This is a genomic window from Escherichia sp. E2562 (genome assembly GCF_005781075.1).
GTDB lineage: Bacteria > Pseudomonadota > Gammaproteobacteria > Enterobacterales > Enterobacteriaceae > Escherichia.
In genome coordinates, this window is sequence record NZ_VATM01000005.1 from 243,662 (window position 1) to 261,738 (window position 18,077).

Consider the following 18,077-nt stretch of genomic DNA (forward strand, 5'->3'; position numbering starts at 1 on the left):
ATGAACAAAACCGCGATTGCGCTGCTGGCTCTGCTTGCCAGTAGCGCCAGCCTGGCAGCGACGCCGTGGCAAAAAATAACCCAACCTGTGCCGGGTAGCGCACAATCGATAGGTAGTTTCTCCAATGGTTGTATCGTCGGCGCTGACACGCTGCCGATACAGTCCGAACATTATCAGGTCATGCGTACCGATCAGCGTCGCTACTTCGGTCACCCGGACCTGGTGATGTTTATCCAACGTCTGAGTAGTCAGGTGAGCAATCTGGGCATGGGGACGGTGTTGATTGGCGATATGGGGATGCCTGCTGGTGGGCGTTTCAACGGCGGTCACGCCAGCCACCAGACCGGACTGGATGTCGATATCTTCCTGCAACTGCCGAAAACACGCTGGACCTCTGCGCAGCTCTTGCGCCCGCAAGCATTAGATTTGGTTTCCCGCGACGGTAAACACGTTGTCCCGACGCTGTGGAAGCCGGAAATTTTCAGCTTGATCAAACTTGCCGCCCAGGACAAAGACGTCACGCGCATTTTTGTTAATCCGGCGATTAAACAACAACTTTGCCTTGATGCGGGCACCGATCGAGACTGGTTGCGCAAAGTGCGACCCTGGTTCCAGCATCGCGCGCATATGCATGTACGATTACGTTGTCCTGCCGATAGTCTGGAGTGTGAAGATCAACCTTTACCGCCACCAGGCGATGGTTGCGGGGCAGAACTGCAAAGCTGGTTTGAACCTCCAAAACCGGGAACAACAAAGCCTGAGAAGAAGACACCGCCTCCGTTGCCGCCTTCCTGCCAGGCGCTACTGGATGAGCACGTGATCTAATGGAAACGTTTAATAGCCTGTTTATGGTTTCCCCGCTGCTGCTGGGAGTTCTCTTTTTTGTCGCCATGCTGGCGGGATTTATCGACTCGATTGCCGGTGGCGGTGGGTTACTCACTATTCCGGCATTGATGGCGGCGGGGATGTCTCCCGCTAACGCGCTGGCAACCAATAAACTGCAAGCCTGCGGTGGCTCTATTTCCGCCACTATCTACTTTATTCGCCGCAAAGTGGTTAGTTTAAGCGATCAAAAACTCAATATCGCCATGACCTTTGTCGGCTCAATGAGTGGCGCACTGCTGGTGCAATATGTTCAGGCCGATATATTACGGCAGATATTGCCCATCCTCGTGATTTGCATCGGCCTCTATTTCTTGCTGATGCCAAAGCTGGGTGAAGAAGATCGCCAGCGCCGGATGTACGGTTTGCCCTTCGCGTTAATTGCCGGTGGCTGCGTCGGTTTTTATGACGGATTCTTTGGTCCGGCAGCCGGATCGTTTTACGCGCTGGCCTTTGTTACGCTGTGCGGATTCAACCTCGCCAAAGCCACGGCTCACGCCAAATTACTTAATGCAACGTCAAACATCGGCGGTTTGCTGCTGTTTATTCTCGGCGGCAAAGTGATTTGGGCGACGGGATTTGTGATGCTGGTGGGGCAGTTCCTCGGGGCGCGCATGGGTTCACGACTGGTGTTGAGCAAAGGACAAAAGCTGATCCGCCCGATGATCGTTATCGTCTCGGCGGTGATGAGTGCCAAATTACTTTATGATAGCCACGGACAGGAGATCCTCCACTGGTTGGGGATGAACTAATGAACAGTACACACCACTATGAGCAGTTGATTGAAATTTTTAATAGCTGCTTTGCCGATGAATTTAATACCCGTCTGATTAAAGGCGACGACGAACCGATCTATCTTCCTGCTGATGCGGAAGTACCGTATAACCGAATCGTCTTCGCTCATGGCTTTTATGCCAGCGCAATTCATGAGATTTCGCACTGGTGTATTGCCGGGAAAGCGCGCCGTGAACTGGTTGATTTCGGTTACTGGTATTGCCCGGACGGTCGCGATGCCCAAACGCAAAGCCAGTTTGAAGATGTTGAAGTGAAGCCGCAGGCGCTCGACTGGTTGTTCTGCGTGGCGGCTGGATATCCGTTTAACGTCAGTTGCGACAATCTGGAAGGGGATTTCGAACCGGATCGTGTGGTGTTTCAACGGCGAGTACATGCGCAGGTGATGGATTATCTGGCTAACGGTATTCCAGAACGTCCGGCACGCTTAATTAAAGCATTACAAAATTATTATCACACGCCGGAACTTACGGCGGAACAATTCCCGTGGCCGGAAGCGCTCAACTGAAGCCGGCGCCACGTTTTACAATGAGGAAAGAAGATGATCGCGGAGTTTGAATCACGCATTCTGGCATTAATCGACGGTATGGTTGACCATGCCAGTGATGATGAGTTGTTTGCCAGTGGGTATTTGCGTGGCCACCTGACATTAGCCATCGCAGAACTGGAAAGTGGTGATGACCACTCCGCTCAGGCGGTGCATACGACCGTTAGCCAGAGTCTGGAAAAAGCTATTGGTGCCGGTGAGTTGTCGCCGCGGGACCAGGCGCTGGTAACCGATATGTGGGAACACCTGTTTCAGCAGGCGTCACAGCAGTAAGTTGCGGCGTCTGGAGCACCATGCCTGATGCGACGCTTATCGCGTCTTATCAGGCCTACAGGTCACACGAGGTCGGATAAGGCGTTCACGTCGCATCCGACAAACAATGCCAAAGCAGATTACCCCGCCTTAACCGCTTTACCTTTCAACAACTTCCGCACCCATAACCTATTCGGATTTAACGCCGCCAGCGTACTGGCATCCATCGGAATCGGTTCTTCACTCATCTGTGCCGCCAGAATCTCGGCACACAGCGGGGCAGAACACAAACCACGCGAACCCAAAGCAGCAAGCATAAAGAGATCGTCATAAATCGGCGCGCTTACCGCCTCATCTTTTTGCTCCGTCAGCGACGCATATTCCACGAGTGTAGCGTCATAATCAGGCACGTTGCCTACCATTGGCAGATGATCGCGAGTGGCACAACGCACACCGCAGCGCGCCTCTTTATCACTGACATCAACCGCTTTCGCCCATTGTGCCTGCGGGAAACAATCAATCAATCGCTGGCGATTCTGCAGCTGATCGTCCTCACTGTATGCCGTCTCTTCGCTACCACGGTGATAACTGGCACCAATACAATGGTGTTGGTTCGCCGGATTTTGCGGCGTGAGATAACCGTCATAGCACAGCACCTGCTTCAGTTTTGCCAGTTCCGGCGTTGTCGGAATATGGCTGACCTGCCCGGCAACCGAATATACTGGCAGAGATGATGTTTGGCTGAAACCGCTGATTTGATGCCCGTTCGCCAGTACCACCACGTTATGCGTCGCGTGCTGATCACCTGCAAAATTCAACAACCAACCGTCATCCTTACGGGATAAATCCTGTAACTGATGTTGATAACGAATCTGCAAACCTTGCTGTTCCGCCAGTACCAGCACATTACGGGTCAGTTCCGCCGGACACAGCCAGCCACCTTGCGGATAAGTAATACCGCTGCAATTTGTCGCAACGCCCGTAATTTGTTCAACCGCATTTGTCTCAACGGCTACGGCCAACTCTGCGGGTAAATCCATCGACAGCATCTGTGCGATTTTATGCTGGCTTTTTTCATCCCAGCCTAACTGCGTTACGCCGCACCAGTCATGATCAAATTTAACGGGTAATTGGTCGTAAAGCCGACGAGCAAAAGTAAACGCGTTAGAGAAAAAGCGGTTCAACGCCTCATCGTGTTTACTTAAGAGCGGATACAGCGCTCCCTGACGATTGCCAGAAGCACCCAGCGCGGGGGCCTCATCCGCGCAATAAAGCGTTACCTGCCAGCCGCGACGTAATAGTGCCAGCGACAACAACGCGCTAGCAATGCCGCCGCCGATAATTGCTGCTTCCCGTTTGCGGCTGCCCGTACGATTAAACCACGGCGTGGAGCAGGGGAGTGGTACTGTCTGTTCCATCACTCCGCAAAGCATTTCCCGTTTTCGCCCAAAGCCCTTACGTTTTTGCATGGTGAATCCGGCTTCCTGCAAACCGCGGCGGACAAAACCGGCAGAAGTAAATGTCGCCAGCGTGCCGCCCGGACGCGCCAGTCGTGCCATGGCGTTAAACAGATTTTGCGTCCACATATCCGGGTTTTTCGCGGGCGCAAAGCCGTCCAGAAACCAGGCATCTACTTTTTGATTTAGCGAATCGTCCAGTTGGCTGGTCAGTTCGTTTATATCGCCAAACCATAAATCCAGCGTTACGCGGCCTTCATCGAGCAATAAACGATGGCAACCGGGCAGGGGCAAAGGCCACTGCGCCTGAAGCTGTTCCGCCCACGGAGCCAGTTCTGGCCAGTGTTGGTGCGCTAGCGCTAAATCCGCACGGGTGAGGGGAAATTTCTCAAAACTTATAAAGTGGAGGCGCTTTAACTGCGCCTGTGGACGCGCTTCGCGAAACTGATCAAATGCCTGCCAAAGCGTCAGGAAGTTTAATCCGGTGCCGAAGCCGCTTTCTGCTACCACAAACAGAGGATGCGGATGCTCAGGAAAGCGTGCCTCTAATTGGTTACCCCCAAGAAAAACATAACGCGTCTCTTCCAGTCCGTTATCGTTGGAAAAATAGACATCGTCAAAATCTCGGGAAACAGGTGTACCCTCAGCATTAAATTCAAGGTTGGCAGGTTGTATGGAGTAGTGTTTCACGTAAGTTACTCGTCTTACAGGCGGTGGCTCGATCTTAGCGATGTGTGCCAGGCTACGCAAATTTCTCTATTAATTGGCTGATCGGACTTGTTCGGCGTACAAGTGTACGCTATTGTGCATTCGAAACTTACTCTATGTGCGACTTACAGAGGTATTGAATGAAACGTGCAGTGATTACTGGCCTGGGCATTGTTTCCAGCATCGGTAATAACCAGCAGGAAGTCCTGGCATCTCTGCGTGAAGGACGCTCAGGGATCACTTTCTCTCAGGAGCTGAAGGATTCCGGCATGCGTAGCCACGTTTGGGGCAACGTAAAACTGGATACCACTGGCCTCATTGACCGCAAAGTTGTGCGCTTTATGAGCGACGCATCCATTTATGCATTCCTTTCTATGGAGCAGGCAATTGCAGATGCTGGCCTCTCCCCGGAAGCTTACCAGAATAACCCGCGCGTTGGCCTGATTGCAGGTTCCGGCGGCGGCTCTCCGCGTTTCCAGGTGTTCGGCGCTGACGCAATGCGCGGCCCGCGTGGCCTGAAAGCGGTTGGCCCGTATGTGGTCACTAAAGCGATGGCATCTGGCGTTTCTGCCTGCCTCGCCACGCCGTTCAAAATCCACGGCGTTAACTACTCCATCAGCTCCGCGTGTGCGACTTCCGCACACTGTATTGGTAACGCAGTAGAGCAGATCCAACTGGGCAAACAAGACATCGTGTTTGCCGGCGGCGGCGAAGAGCTGTGCTGGGAAATGGCCTGCGAATTCGACGCAATGGGCGCGCTGTCTACCAAATACAACGACACCCCGGAAAAAGCCTCCCGTACTTATGACGCTCACCGTGACGGTTTCGTTATCGCTGGCGGCGGCGGTATGGTGGTGGTCGAAGAACTGGAACACGCGTTGGCACGTGGTGCTCATATCTACGCTGAAATCGTTGGCTACGGCGCAACGTCTGATGGCGCAGACATGGTTGCTCCGTCTGGCGAAGGCGCAGTGCGCTGCATGAAGATGGCGATGCACGGTGTTGATACCCCAATCGACTACCTGAACTCCCACGGTACTTCGACTCCGGTTGGCGACGTGAAAGAGCTGGCGGCTATCCGTGAAGTGTTCGGCGATAAGAGCCCGGCGATTTCTGCAACCAAAGCAATGACCGGTCACTCTCTGGGCGCTGCTGGCGTACAGGAAGCTATCTACTCTCTGCTGATGCTGGAACACGGCTTTATCGCCCCGAGCATCAACATTGAAGAGCTGGACGAGCAGGCTGCGGGTCTGAACATCGTGACCGAAACGACCGATCGCGAACTGACCACCGTGATGTCTAACAGCTTCGGCTTCGGCGGCACCAACGCCACGCTGGTAATGCGTAAGCTGAAAGATTAATTCGGAGTAGGTCGGATAAGACGCGTCAGCGTCGCATCCGGCACTAACGCAAAAGGGAACCCGATGGTTCCCTTTTTCACATCATTGACAATCGCCGCCTGTTCCAGGCAAACTTCCCGTTTTGTCGATTTCCTTCTGAAAAGACGTACGCGTTAAATCCTGCCAACGCACCGTAACCCTGAAAACCAGAGAGATGAGACGGGGAGACTCCTCGCCTTGCGCTGCATTCTGGAGTAATGCATGACTGCTGTAAGCCAAACAGAAACACGATCTTCTGCCAATTTTTCGCTCTTCCGCATCGCTTTTGCGGTTTTTCTAACCTACATGACCGTAGGACTGCCGTTGCCGGTTATCCCGCTGTTTGTTCATCATGAACTGGGCTATGGCAACACCATGGTCGGGATTGCCGTCGGCATTCAGTTTCTGGCTACGGTGCTGACGCGTGGCTACGCCGGACGACTGGCCGATCAATATGGTGCAAAACGTTCGGCGCTTCAGGGCATGTTCGCCTGTGGTCTGGCTGGCGGCGCGCTGCTGCTGGCGGCGCTTTTGCCTGTCTCCGCACCAATTAAATTTGCCCTGCTGGTCGTCGGGCGTTTGATTCTTGGTTTTGGCGAAAGCCAGTTACTGACGGGCGCTTTGACCTGGGGATTGGGCATTGTCGGGCCAAAACACTCAGGCAAAGTGATGTCGTGGAACGGAATGGCGATTTATGGCGCACTGGCGGTGGGCGCACCGCTTGGCTTGTTGATTCATAGCCATTACGGTTTTGCCGCACTGGCGCTTACGACAATGGAATTGCCCCTGCTGGCGTGGGCTTGTAACGGCACAGTACGCAAAGTACCGGCAATGGCGGGAGAACGTCCATCACTGTGGAGCGTTGTCGGACTTATCTGGAAACCGGGTCTTGGTCTGGCGCTTCAGGGCGTTGGCTTTGCGGTTATCGGAACCTTTGTATCGCTCTACTTTGCCAGCAAAGGATGGGCGATGGCAGGCTTTACGCTCACCGCATTTGGCGGCGCATTTGTCGTGATGCGCGTCATGTTCGGCTGGATGCCAGACCGTTTTGGCGGCGTGAAAGTGGCGATTGTCTCTTTGCTTGTCGAAACGGTAGGTTTGTTGCTGCTCTGGCAAGCGCCTGGCGCGTGGGTGGCGTTAGCCGGTGCGGCGTTAACCGGGGCCGGGTGTTCACTTATCTTCCCGGCGCTTGGTGTGGAAGTGGTTAAGCGCGTTCCGTCTCAGGTTCGCGGTACTGCGCTCGGCGGTTATGCGGCGTTTCAGGATATCGCCCTCGGTGTTTCCGGGCCACTGGCAGGTGTCCTGGCGACCACATTTGGCTACTCGTCGGTATTCCTTGCCGGGGCGATATCGGCGGTGCTGGGGATTATCGTGACGATACTGTCATTTCGTCGTGGTTAACTCAATAACCAGACCAATATCACGATGATGGCGGTCAGCAATATCCACAGGCTGGGGCGCATGGCCATTTCTTGCATCGTGTTAATGAATGGCGTAAAGGGATTGAGCAACGGTTGAATATCTCGCGGTTCAATCCCATTCACCCGCCGTTGATAAAGCTGGTTGAGGATATCCTCGGCCTGCGCGGAAGTCAGGGCTGAATGCTGAGAAAGGCCATATTTTTGCTCAACATAGCTCGATAATACTGTCAACTCGCTGGCATCCAGTGGCTGTTTTAGCGCCATCTGAAGCGACTCCAGTGTCGGTGTATTTTGCTGACTTAACACCTGGCGTGCCTGCAACCAGGTAACCAGGTGGGTAAACATTTTGGCCGGGATCAACTCTCCATTTTTTACCCCAGAAAGTTCCAGCATAGATTGCCAAATCTGTTTGCTGGGTTCTCCTGTTGCCGCCGCGAGTTTAGTCACCAGTTGCTTAAGCGTATTGTGTTCTGCCGGTAGCAAGGGGCGATCGGTCGCCTGGCGCTGTTGCGGCTGCGGGATAACCATCTTCCCTTCCTGTAACAGCGTCAGGACGGTTTTTAATTGCTCCGGTGAGAGTTGATTCAGCGGCGTCTGACCAAAGTTATGACGAATGTAATCTGTGACCGCCTGACGATTATTCCCCAGCCGTAAGTACTCGCTCAATTGCGCCAAAAGCTGGCGGACAGAATGGCTTTCTTGCGCGGCCAGTAAACGTTGTGCAAGGTTTTGTTCTGCGGCGGGGAAATTGCGTGAAAGTAACGGTGAATCGCCCGGCAGACCGATGTCGTGCTTTATACCAGCCCACAATTCCGCGCTCTGCTGTTGCGTCAGCGAAGTCACTTTGGTTATCAAACTTTCCAGCACTGTACGTTGCAAGCTGGATAAAGGCTGATTGCCTGCGCCAGACGACAGTTTATCCCCCTGACCCGGTGGTTGCCCAGGAGGGGCGGAAATTGGTTGTATCATTACGTATCCTTATACCTGAAATCATCGCAAGTATGCCTGGCCGCGAGATTATGGCACACTTGTCCGGTTAACTCTCGTTCTCATACAGGTACCACAAACGTGAAAATCCTTGTTGATGAAAATATGCCTTATGCCCGCGAATTATTTAGTCGTCTGGGGGAGGTGAAAGCGGTTCCGGGGCGTCCAATTCCAGTTGCTGAACTGGATGATGCAGATGCTTTGATGGTGCGTTCGGTCACGAAAGTGAATGAATCTTTACTGGCAGGAAAACCAGTAAAATTTATTGGCACCGCGACCGCGGGGACGGACCATGTCGATGAAGCGTGGTTAAAGCAGGCGGGAATTGGTTTTTCTGCTGCACCTGGCTGCAATGCGATTGCGGTAGTGGAATATGTTTTCTCGTCACTGCTGATGCTCGCCGAACGCGATGGATTTTCACTGCACGAGCGTACCGTGGGGATCGTGGGCGTCGGCAACGTCGGGCGACGGTTACAGGCGCGGCTGGAAGCGTGGGGGATCAACACCTTACTTTGCGATCCACCACGCGCCGATCGTGGGGATGAGGGGGATTTCCGTCCTCTTGATGAACTGGTCGCGCAAGCAGACATTCTGACTTTCCATACGCCACTCTTTAAAGATGGTCCGTACAAAACGCGGCATCTGGCGGATGAAAAACTGATTCGCAGCCTGAAGCCGGGGGCAATTCTGATTAACGCCTGCCGTGGTGCCGTTGTCGATAATACGGCACTGCTGACCTGCCTGAATGAAGGTCAGAAGTTAAGCGTGGTGCTGGATGTCTGGGAAGGCGAGCCAGAACTCAACGTCGAGCTGCTGCAAAAAGTGGATATCGGCACGCCGCATATCGCGGGCTATACCCTCGAAGGTAAAGCGCGTGGCACAACGCAAGTGTTTGAAGCCTACAGCAAGTTTATTGGCCATGAACAGCACGTGGCGTTGGATACATTGCTGCCCGCGCCGGAGTTTGGCCGCATCACGCTGCATGGTCCGCTCGATCAGCCGACGCTAAAAAGGCTGGTGCATTTGGTGTATGATGTGCGCCGCGACGATGCGCCGTTGCGTAAAGTCGCCGGAATACCGGGTGAGTTCGATAAACTGCGCAAAAATTACCTTGAGCGCCGTGAATGGTCGTCTCTGTATGTGATTTGTAATGACGCCAGTGCGGCATCATTACTGTGTAAACTGGGTTTTAACGCCGTTCATCATCCGGCTCGTTAATCTCTTCTTCATGCTCTCTGCTGTAACATAGGCAGGGAGCTTTGCATTTTCTGGAGTAAACCACCATGTCTGAAGGCTGGAACATTGCCGTCCTGGGCGCAACTGGCGCTGTGGGCGAAGCCCTGATTGAAACGCTGGCTGAACGTCAGTTCCCGGTTGGGGAAATTTATGCACTGGCACGTAACGAAAGCGCAGGCGAACATCTGCGCTTTGGTGGTAAGACAATCACCGTGCAGGATGCTGCCGAATTTGACTGGACGCAGGCGCAACTGGCGTTTTTTGTCGCAGGCAAAGAAGCGACCGCGACCTGGGTTGAAGAAGCAACCAACTCAGGCTGCCTGGTTATCGACAGCAGCGGATTGTTTGCTCTCGAACCCGACGTACCGCTGGTGGTGCCGGAAGTAAACCCGTTTGTACTTGCTGATTACCGTAACCGTAATGTCATTGCCGTACCGGACAGCCTGACCAGCCAGCTGCTGGCCTCTCTGAAACCGTTAATCGATCAGGGCGGATTGTCGCGTATTAGCGTTACCAGCCTGATTTCAGCCTCCGCCCAGGGCAAAAAAGCGGTCGATGCGTTAGCGGGGCAGAGTGCGAAATTGCTCAACGGCATTCCGATTGACGAAGAAGATTTCTTCGGACGTCAGCTGGCGTTCAACATGCTGCCGTTACTGCCGGACAGGGAAGGTAGCGTGCGTGAAGAACGTCGTATCGTCGATGAAGTGCGCAAAATCATGCAGGACGAAGGGCTGATGATTTCGGCAAGCGTCGTGCAGGCACCAGTATTTTACGGTCACGCTCAGATGGTCAACTTTGAAGCTCTGCGTCCGCTGGCGGCAGAAGAAGCGCGTGATGCCTTTACCCAGGGCGAAGATATTGTGCTCTCTGAAGAGAACGAGTTTCCTACTCAGGTGGGTGACGCTTCCGGTACGCCGCATCTTTCTGTGGGCTGCGTGCGCAATGATTACGGTATTCCAGAGCAAATCCAGTTCTGGTCGGTGGCCGATAACGTCCGTTTTGGCGGCGCACTGATGGCAGTGAAAATCGCCGAGAAACTGGTGCAGGAGTATCTGTACTAATGTCCGACCAGCAACAACCGCCAGTTTATAAAATTGCGCTGGGCATTGAGTACGACGGCAGTAGGTATTACGGCTGGCAACGGCAGAACGAAGTCCGCAGTGTGCAGGAGAAGCTGGAAAAGGCGCTCTCCCAGGTAGCGAACGAGCCCATCACCGTCTTCTGCGCCGGGCGTACTGACGCAGGCGTACACGGCACCGGGCAGGTAGTGCATTTCGAAACCACCGCGCAGCGCAAAGACGCCGCGTGGACATTAGGCGTAAATGCGAATTTACCTGGTGACATCGCCGTGCGTTGGGTTAAAGCTGTACCTGATGATTTTCATGCCCGATTTAGCGCCACGGCTCGCCGTTATCGCTACATCATCTACAATCATCGGCTGCGCCCGGCAGTGCTGAGTAAAGGTGTGACCCACTTCTACGAACCGCTGGATGCCGAACGGATGCATCGGGCTGCGCAATGCTTGTTGGGCGAGAATGATTTCACCTCATTTCGCGCGGTGCAGTGCCAGTCCCGAACGCCGTGGCGCAACGTTATGCATATTAACGTCACGCGACATGGTCCTTATGTGGTGGTAGATATCAAAGCGAATGCCTTTGTACATCATATGGTGAGGAATATTGTCGGTAGCCTGATGGAAGTAGGCGCCCACAACCAGCCAGAGAGTTGGATAGCAGAGCTGTTAGCGGCAAAGGACAGAACGCTGGCGGCAGCAACGGCGAAAGCGGAAGGGCTGTATCTGGTTGCGGTAGATTACCCTGACCGATTTGATCTTCCAAAACCGCCAATGGGCCCGCTGTTTCTGGCGGACTAATGAGAATAATGCTCTAAAAATTTCAGGCTGTAGCCAATGCAGTTACAGCCTGAGAAATGAAGAGTACAAGGCATAGGCAATTATGGACCTGATTTATTTCCTCATCGATTTTATTTTGCATATTGATGTGCATCTGGCGGAACTGGTCGCAGAGTACGGCGTCTGGGTTTATGCCATTCTGTTTTTGATTCTGTTCTGTGAAACCGGGCTTGTGGTAACGCCATTCCTGCCTGGTGATTCGTTGCTGTTTGTCGCTGGCGCGTTGGCATCTCTGGAGACTAATGATCTCAACGTCCATATGATGGTGGTACTGATGTTGATTGCTGCAATTGTGGGTGATGCGGTCAACTACACCATTGGGCGGTTATTTGGTGACAAACTGTTCAGTAATCCGGATTCGAAAATTTTTCGTCGTAGTTATCTTGATAAGACTCATCAGTTTTACGAGAGACATGGCGGCAAAACAATTATTCTCGCCCGTTTTGTACCGATCGTCAGAACGTTCGCGCCGTTCGTTGCGGGAATGGGTCACATGTCGTATCGTCATTTCGCCGCTTTTAACGTGATTGGTGCACTGTTGTGGGTACTGATTTTTACCTACGCAGGTTATTTCTTCGGCACGCTCCCCTTCATTCAGAGTAACCTTAAACTGATGATTGTTGGCATTATTTTTGTTTCAATATTGCCTGGGGTTTTCGAATTTATTCGTCACAAACGCGCTGCAAAATAAAAAGTAACTCCGCGGTTCGACCACTTTTTTATCCAAAGTTTCGGGCTGTTATGTTTTAATGTGCAACATTCATGGTCTGTTGGGGGCAAAAATGGCATTATGCGTCCCCAAAGATAAAACTGGCATCGAACCAGGTTCAGACAGAAAGGTCCCTAATGAGCTGGATTGAACGAATTAAAAGCAACATTACTCCCACCCGCAAGGCGAGCATTCCTGAAGGTGTGTGGACTAAGTGTGATAGCTGCGGTCAGGTTTTATACCGCGCTGAACTGGAACGTAATCTTGAGGTCTGTCCGAAGTGTGACCATCACATGCGTATGTCGGCGCGTAACCGCCTGCATAGCTTGTTAGATGAAGGCAGCCTTGTGGAGCTGGGTAGCGAGCTTGAGCCGAAAGATGTGCTGAAGTTCCGTGACTCCAAAAAGTATAAAGACCGTCTGGCCTCTGCGCAGAAAGAAACCGGCGAAAAAGACGCGCTGGTGGTGATGAAAGGCACTCTGTACGGTATGCCGGTTGTCGCTGCGGCATTCGAATTCGCCTTTATGGGCGGTTCAATGGGTTCAGTGGTTGGCGCTCGTTTCGTGCGTGCCGTTGAGCAAGCGCTGGAAGATAACTGCCCGCTGATCTGCTTCTCCGCTTCTGGTGGCGCACGTATGCAGGAAGCGTTAATGTCGCTGATGCAGATGGCGAAAACCTCTGCAGCACTGGCGAAAATGCAGGAGCGCGGGTTACCGTACATTTCTGTACTGACCGACCCGACTATGGGCGGTGTTTCTGCAAGCTTCGCGATGCTGGGCGATCTCAATATTGCTGAACCGAAAGCGTTAATCGGCTTTGCCGGTCCGCGCGTTATCGAACAGACCGTTCGCGAAAAACTGCCGCCAGGATTCCAGCGCAGTGAATTCCTGATCGAGAAAGGCGCCATCGATATGATCGTCCGTCGACCGGAAATGCGCCTGAAACTGGCGAGCATTCTGGCGAAGCTGATGAATCTGCCAGCGCCTAATCCTGATGCGCCGCGTGAAGGCGAAGTGGTGCCACCGGTGCCGGATCAGGAACCAGAGGCCTGATAACTGATAAGGGCAGGGCCACTGGCTCTGCCCTTTTGCTATTTATTCTCCCCGTAACGAATCAGCGGATACCATGATTATCAAACGCACTCCTCAAGCCGCGTCGCCTCTGGCTTCGTGGCTTTCTTATCTGGAAAACCTGCACAGTAAAACTATCGATCTCGGCCTTGATCGCGTCAGCCAGGTTGCGGCGCGTCTTGGCGTCCTTAAACCTGCACCGTTTGTGTTTACCGTTGCGGGAACTAATGGCAAAGGCACGACCTGCCGTACGCTGGAGTCGATTCTGATGGCGGCAGGGTACAGGGTGGGGGTCTACAGTTCGCCGCATCTGGTGCGTTATACCGAGCGCGTTCGTATACAGGGCAAAGAACTGGCGGAGTCGGCCCATACGGCTTCTTTTGCCGAGATTGAGGCCGAGCGCGGCGATATTTCTCTGACTTATTTTGAATACGGTACGCTGTCGGCATTGTGGTTGTTCAAAGAGGCGCAACTCGATGTGGTGATTCTGGAAGTAGGTCTGGGCGGTCGTCTGGATGCTACTAACATTGTCGATGCTGATGTTGCCGTGGTGACCAGTATCGCGCTGGATCATACCGACTGGCTGGGGCCAGATCGTGAAAGCATTGGTCGTGAGAAAGCGGGGATCTTCCGCAGCGAAAAACCGGCAATCGTCGGTGAACCGGAAATGCCTTACACCATTGCCGATGTAGCACAGGAGAAAGGCGCACTGTTGCAACGTTGTGGCGTTGAGTGGAATTATTCCGTCACTGACCATGACTGGTCATTTACCGATGCTCACGGCACGCTGGCGGGATTACCGTTGCCACTTGTCCCGCAACCGAATGCCGCAACGGCGCTGGCGGCACTGCGTGCCAGCGGCCTGGAAGTCAGTGAAAAGGCAATTCGCGACGGTATCGCCAGCGCAATTTTGCCTGGACGTTTCCAGATTGTGAGCGAGACGCCACGCGTTATTTTTGATGTCGCCCATAATCCTCATGCGGCGGAATATCTTACCGGACGCATGAAAGCGTTACCGAAAAACGGGCGCGTGCTGGCGGTTATCGGTATGCTACATGATAAAGATATTGCCGGAACACTGGCCTGGTTGAAAAGCGTGGTTGATGACTGGTATTGTGCGCCACTGGAAGGGCCGCGCGGTGCCACGGCAGCACAACTGCTTGAGCATCTGGGGAACGGCAAACCATTCGATAGCGTTGCGCAGGCATGGGAAGCCGCAATGGCGGACGCTAAACCGGAAGATACCGTGCTGGTGTGTGGTTCGTTCCATACGGTCGCACATGTCATGGAAGTGATTGACGCGAGGAGAAGCGGTGGCGAGTAAGTTTCAGAATCGGTTAGTTGGCACTATTGTGCTGGTAGCTCTGGGAGTTATTGTGCTTCCAGGATTGCTTGATGGGCAGAAAAAACATTATCAGGATGAGTTTGCAGCGATCCCGCTGGTGCCGAAAGCGGGCGATCGTGACGAACCAGATATGATGCCAGCCGCCACTCAGGCGTTGCCGACACAGCCGCCAGAAGGCGCGGCAGAAGAGGTGCGGGCAGGTGATGCCGCAGCGCCTTCGCTCGATCCGACAACCATTGCGGCCAATAATACCGTGTTTGAACCGGAGCCTGCACCGGTCGCTCCACCGAAACCGAAACCGGTGGATCCGCCTAAGCCGAAGGTTGAAGTGCCGCCCCCGCCGAAGCCAGAACCGAAGCCGGTTGTTGAAGAAAAGGCAGCGCCGACGGGTAAAGCCTATGTTGTGCAACTGGGCGCGCTGAAAAATGCCGATAAAGTGAATGAGATTGTCGGTAAGCTGCGTGGCGCGGGATATCGGGTTTATACTTCGCCGTCAACGCCAGTGCAGGGTAAAATCACCCGTATTCTCGTGGGGCCAGATGCCTCAAAAGATAAGCTGAAAGGATCGCTTGGCGAACTGAAGCAGATCTCTGGTTTGAGCGGCGTGGTGATGGGCTACACGCCGAATTAATACGGTTTTGCCTGATGTGACGCTGGCGCGTCTTATCAGGCCTGTGCTGGAGCAGAACCGTAGGTCGGATAAGGCGTTCACGCTGCATCCGACAGCCGTTGCCTGATGCGACGCTGGCGCGTCTTATCAGGCCTACGCAGGGATAGACCCGTAGGTCGGATAAGGCGTTTACGCCGCATCCGACAGCCGTTGCCTGATGTGACGCTGGCGCGTCTTATCAGGCCTGTGCTGGAGCAGAACTGTAGGTCGGATAAGGCGTTCACGCCGCATCCGACAGCCGTTGCCTGATGTGATGCTGGCGCGTCTTATCAGGCCTACGCAGGGGCAGAACCGTAGGTCGGATAAGGCGTTCACGCTGCATCCGACAGCCGTTGCCTGATGTGACGCTGGCGCGTCTTATCAGGCCTACGCAGGGGCAGAACCGTAGGTCGGATAAGGCGTTTACGCCGCATCCGACACGCATTGCCCGATGCCGCAAAGGCATAAAAAGTCGATGGCGTTGAATATTTTTTCAGCGCCATTTTTATTGATGCGCGGGAAGGAAATCCCTACGCAAACGTTTTCTTTTTCTGTTAGAATGCGCCCCGAACAGGATGACAGGGCGTAAAATCGTGGGACACATATGGTCTGGATTGATTACGCCATAATCGCGGTGATTGCTTTTTCCTCTCTGGTTAGCCTGATCCGCGGCTTTGTTCGTGAAGCGTTATCGCTGGTGACATGGGGTTGTGCTTTCTTTGTTGCCAGTCATTACTACACTTACCTGTCAGTCTGGTTTACGGGCTTTGAAGATGAACTGGTTCGAAATGGGATTGCCATCGCGGTACTGTTTATCGCTACCCTGATCGTTGGTGCTATCGTGAACTTCGTGATAGGCCAGCTGGTGGAGAAAACGGGGTTGTCAGGCACCGATCGGGTGCTGGGCGTCTGTTTCGGTGCGTTGCGCGGTGTGTTGATTGTCGCCGCTATTCTTTTCTTTCTCGACTCCTTTACTGGGGTGTCGAAAAGCGAAGACTGGAGCAAATCACAATTGATCCCGCAGTTCAGTTTTATCATCAGATGGTTTTTTGATTATCTGCAAAGCTCGTCAAGTTTCTTGCCCAGGGCGTAAGTGCTCTGAGATGTGGCTTAACGAGGAAAAAGACGTATGTGCGGTATTGTCGGTATCGCCGGTGTTATGCCGGTTAACCAGTCGATTTATGATGCCTTAACGGTGCTTCAGCATCGCGGTCAGGATGCCGCCGGCATCATCACCATAGATGCCAATAACTGCTTCCGTTTGCGTAAAGCGAACGGGCTGGTGAGCGATGTATTTGAAGCTCGCCATATGCAGCGTTTGCAGGGCAATATGGGCATTGGTCATGTGCGTTACCCTACGGCTGGCAGCTCCAGTGCCTCTGAAGCGCAGCCGTTTTACGTTAACTCTCCGTATGGTATTACGCTTGCCCACAACGGCAATCTGACCAACGCTCACGAGTTGCGTAAAAAACTGTTTGAAGAAAAACGCCGCCACATCAACACCACTTCCGACTCGGAAATTCTGCTTAATATCTTCGCCAGCGAGCTGGATAACTTCCGCCACTATCCGCTGGAAGCCGACAACATTTTCTCCGCCATTGCCGCGACTAACCGCCAAATTCGCGGCGCGTATGCCTGCGTGGCGATGATTATCGGCCACGGTATGGTCGCCTTCCGCGATCCTAACGGGATTCGTCCGCTGGTGTTGGGGAAACGTGATATCGACGAGAATCGCACAGAATATATGGTCGCTTCCGAAAGCGTTGCGCTCGATACGCTGGGCTTTGAGTTCCTGCGTGACGTCGCCCCAGGCGAAGCGATTTACATCACTGAAGAAGGGCAGTTGTTTACCCGTCAGTGTGCCGACAATCCAGTCAGCAATCCATGCTTGTTTGAGTATGTTTACTTTGCCCGTCCTGACTCGTTCATCGACAAAATTTCCGTTTACAGCGCGCGTGTGAATATGGGCACGAAACTGGGCGAGAAAATTGCCCGTGAATGGGAAGATCTTGATATCGACGTGGTGATCCCGATTCCGGAAACTTCCTGCGATATCGCGTTGGAAATCGCCCGAATTCTGGGCAAACCATACCGCCAGGGCTTTGTTAAAAACCGCTATGTTGGTCGTACCTTCATCATGCCGGGTCAGCAACTGCGTCGTAAGTCCGTGCGCCGTAAACTGAACGCCAACCGCGCCGAGTTCCGCGATAAAAACGTCCTGCTGGTGGATGACTCCATCGTGCGCGGCACCACCTCTGAACAAATTATCGAGATGGCACGCGAAGCCGGAGCGAAGAAAGTGTACCTCGCCTCTGCGGCACCGGAAATTCGCTTCCCGAACGTTTATGGTATTGATATGCCGAGTGCCACGGAACTGATCGCTCACGGCCGTGAAGTGGATGAAATTCGCCAGATCATCGGTGCCGACGGTTTGATTTTCCAGGATCTCAATGATCTGATCGAAGCCGTCCGCGCTGAAAACCCGGATATCCAGCAGTTTGAATGCTCGGTGTTCAACGGCGTTTACGTTACTAAAGATGTTGATCAGGGCTATCTCGATTTTCTCGATACTTTACGTAATGACGACGCCAAAGCATTGCAACGTCAGAACGAAGTGGAAAACCTGGAAATGCATAACGAAGGATGATGCCTTCACTCAGGGTGCCAGTCTGGTACCCTGACTTGCAACTCCCGCCGAAATCCTGCAAAGTCTGCCTGCAAGTCTGACAGG

17 protein-coding genes are annotated in these 18,077 nt (G+C 53.4%); 15 read left to right on the forward strand and 2 right to left on the reverse strand.

Going from position 1 to position 18,077, the window contains the following annotated elements; all coding sequences use genetic code 11:
• Genes mepA through FEK43_RS10115 form a run of 4 tightly spaced genes read left to right on the forward strand, consistent with a single transcriptional unit; the run spans position 1 to position 2,494 of the window.
• Entirely contained in the window at positions 1-825 is an 825-nt protein-coding gene (gene mepA / locus FEK43_RS10100) for a penicillin-insensitive murein endopeptidase (RefSeq protein ID WP_001043813.1), read from the forward strand.
• Positions 825-1,634, forward strand: coding sequence for a sulfite exporter TauE/SafE family protein (locus FEK43_RS10105; protein WP_064526496.1), 810 nt, complete (start codon positions 825-827; stop codon positions 1,632-1,634). Before mepA ends, FEK43_RS10105 begins: the two co-directional genes overlap by 1 nt.
• Positions 1,634-2,182, forward strand: coding sequence for an elongation factor P hydroxylase (epmC, locus tag FEK43_RS10110; RefSeq protein WP_130257453.1), 549 nt, complete (start codon positions 1,634-1,636; stop codon positions 2,180-2,182). Before FEK43_RS10105 ends, epmC begins: the two co-directional genes overlap by 1 nt.
• Positions 2,183-2,215: 33 nt before the next feature.
• Positions 2,216-2,494 (forward strand): YfcL family protein, encoded by a 279-nt coding sequence (locus FEK43_RS10115; RefSeq protein WP_000559761.1) that lies wholly within the window; start codon positions 2,216-2,218, stop codon positions 2,492-2,494.
• 119 nt (positions 2,495-2,613) lie between these two features.
• Here FEK43_RS10115 and mnmC read toward each other — a convergent pair whose 3' ends face one another.
• A complete protein-coding gene (mnmC, locus tag FEK43_RS10120; RefSeq protein ID WP_135408105.1) occupies positions 2,614-4,620 on the reverse strand; it encodes a bifunctional tRNA (5-methylaminomethyl-2-thiouridine)(34)-methyltransferase MnmD/FAD-dependent 5-carboxymethylaminomethyl-2-thiouridine(34) oxidoreductase MnmC in 2,007 nt (668 codons plus the stop codon).
• Positions 4,621-4,778: 158 nt separating this feature from the next.
• On the opposite strand from mnmC, the gene fabB reads away from it, so the two are divergent.
• A complete protein-coding gene (gene fabB / locus FEK43_RS10125) occupies positions 4,779-5,999 on the forward strand; it encodes a beta-ketoacyl-ACP synthase I (protein ID WP_000817178.1) in 1,221 nt (406 codons plus the stop codon).
• Positions 6,000-6,239: 240 nt separating this feature from the next.
• On the forward strand, positions 6,240-7,418 hold the full coding sequence (locus tag FEK43_RS10130) for an MFS transporter (protein ID WP_135408107.1): 1,179 nt from the start codon (positions 6,240-6,242) through the stop codon (positions 7,416-7,418).
• Here FEK43_RS10130 and flk read toward each other — a convergent pair.
• Positions 7,415-8,407, reverse strand: coding sequence for a flagella biosynthesis regulator Flk (gene flk, locus FEK43_RS10135; RefSeq protein ID WP_131162049.1), 993 nt, complete (start codon positions 8,405-8,407; stop codon positions 7,415-7,417). The genes FEK43_RS10130 and flk overlap by 4 nt on opposite strands.
• Before the next feature lie 99 nt (positions 8,408-8,506).
• Here flk and pdxB point away from each other — a divergent pair, with 99 nt between their 5' ends.
• The 9 genes from pdxB to purF all read left to right on the forward strand — a co-directional run bounded on the left by pdxB (position 8,507) and on the right by purF (position 17,993).
• On the forward strand, positions 8,507-9,643 hold the full coding sequence (pdxB, locus tag FEK43_RS10140; RefSeq protein WP_131162048.1) for a 4-phosphoerythronate dehydrogenase PdxB: 1,137 nt from the start codon (positions 8,507-8,509) through the stop codon (positions 9,641-9,643).
• A gap of 65 nt (positions 9,644-9,708) precedes the next feature.
• Positions 9,709-10,722, forward strand: coding sequence for an aspartate-semialdehyde dehydrogenase (locus FEK43_RS10145; RefSeq protein ID WP_130207262.1), 1,014 nt, complete (start codon positions 9,709-9,711; stop codon positions 10,720-10,722).
• A complete protein-coding gene (gene truA, locus FEK43_RS10150; protein WP_001283597.1) occupies positions 10,722-11,534 on the forward strand; it encodes a tRNA pseudouridine(38-40) synthase TruA in 813 nt (270 codons plus the stop codon). The genes FEK43_RS10145 and truA overlap by 1 nt, the downstream gene beginning before the upstream one ends.
• Positions 11,535-11,616: 82 nt before the next feature.
• On the forward strand, positions 11,617-12,264 hold the full coding sequence (locus tag FEK43_RS10155; RefSeq protein WP_130207260.1) for a DedA family protein: 648 nt from the start codon (positions 11,617-11,619) through the stop codon (positions 12,262-12,264).
• A 155-nt stretch (positions 12,265-12,419) separates the two neighbouring features.
• Entirely contained in the window at positions 12,420-13,334 is a 915-nt protein-coding gene (accD, locus tag FEK43_RS10160; protein ID WP_064526523.1) for an acetyl-CoA carboxylase, carboxyltransferase subunit beta, read from the forward strand.
• Positions 13,335-13,407: 73 nt separating this feature from the next.
• Complete coding sequence (folC, locus tag FEK43_RS10165) at positions 13,408-14,676, forward strand: bifunctional tetrahydrofolate synthase/dihydrofolate synthase (RefSeq protein ID WP_130207258.1); 1,269 nt, start codon at positions 13,408-13,410, stop codon at positions 14,674-14,676.
• Positions 14,666-15,328, forward strand: coding sequence for a cell division protein DedD (gene dedD / locus FEK43_RS10170; RefSeq protein WP_130207256.1), 663 nt, complete (start codon positions 14,666-14,668; stop codon positions 15,326-15,328). Before folC ends, dedD begins: the two co-directional genes overlap by 11 nt.
• Positions 15,329-15,950: 622 nt before the next feature.
• A complete protein-coding gene (gene cvpA, locus FEK43_RS10175; RefSeq protein ID WP_000262113.1) occupies positions 15,951-16,439 on the forward strand; it encodes a colicin V production protein in 489 nt (162 codons plus the stop codon).
• Positions 16,440-16,475: 36 nt separating this feature from the next.
• On the forward strand, positions 16,476-17,993 hold the full coding sequence (gene purF, locus FEK43_RS10180; protein WP_130207254.1) for an amidophosphoribosyltransferase: 1,518 nt from the start codon (positions 16,476-16,478) through the stop codon (positions 17,991-17,993).
• The last annotated feature ends 84 nt before the right edge of the window (positions 17,994-18,077 follow it).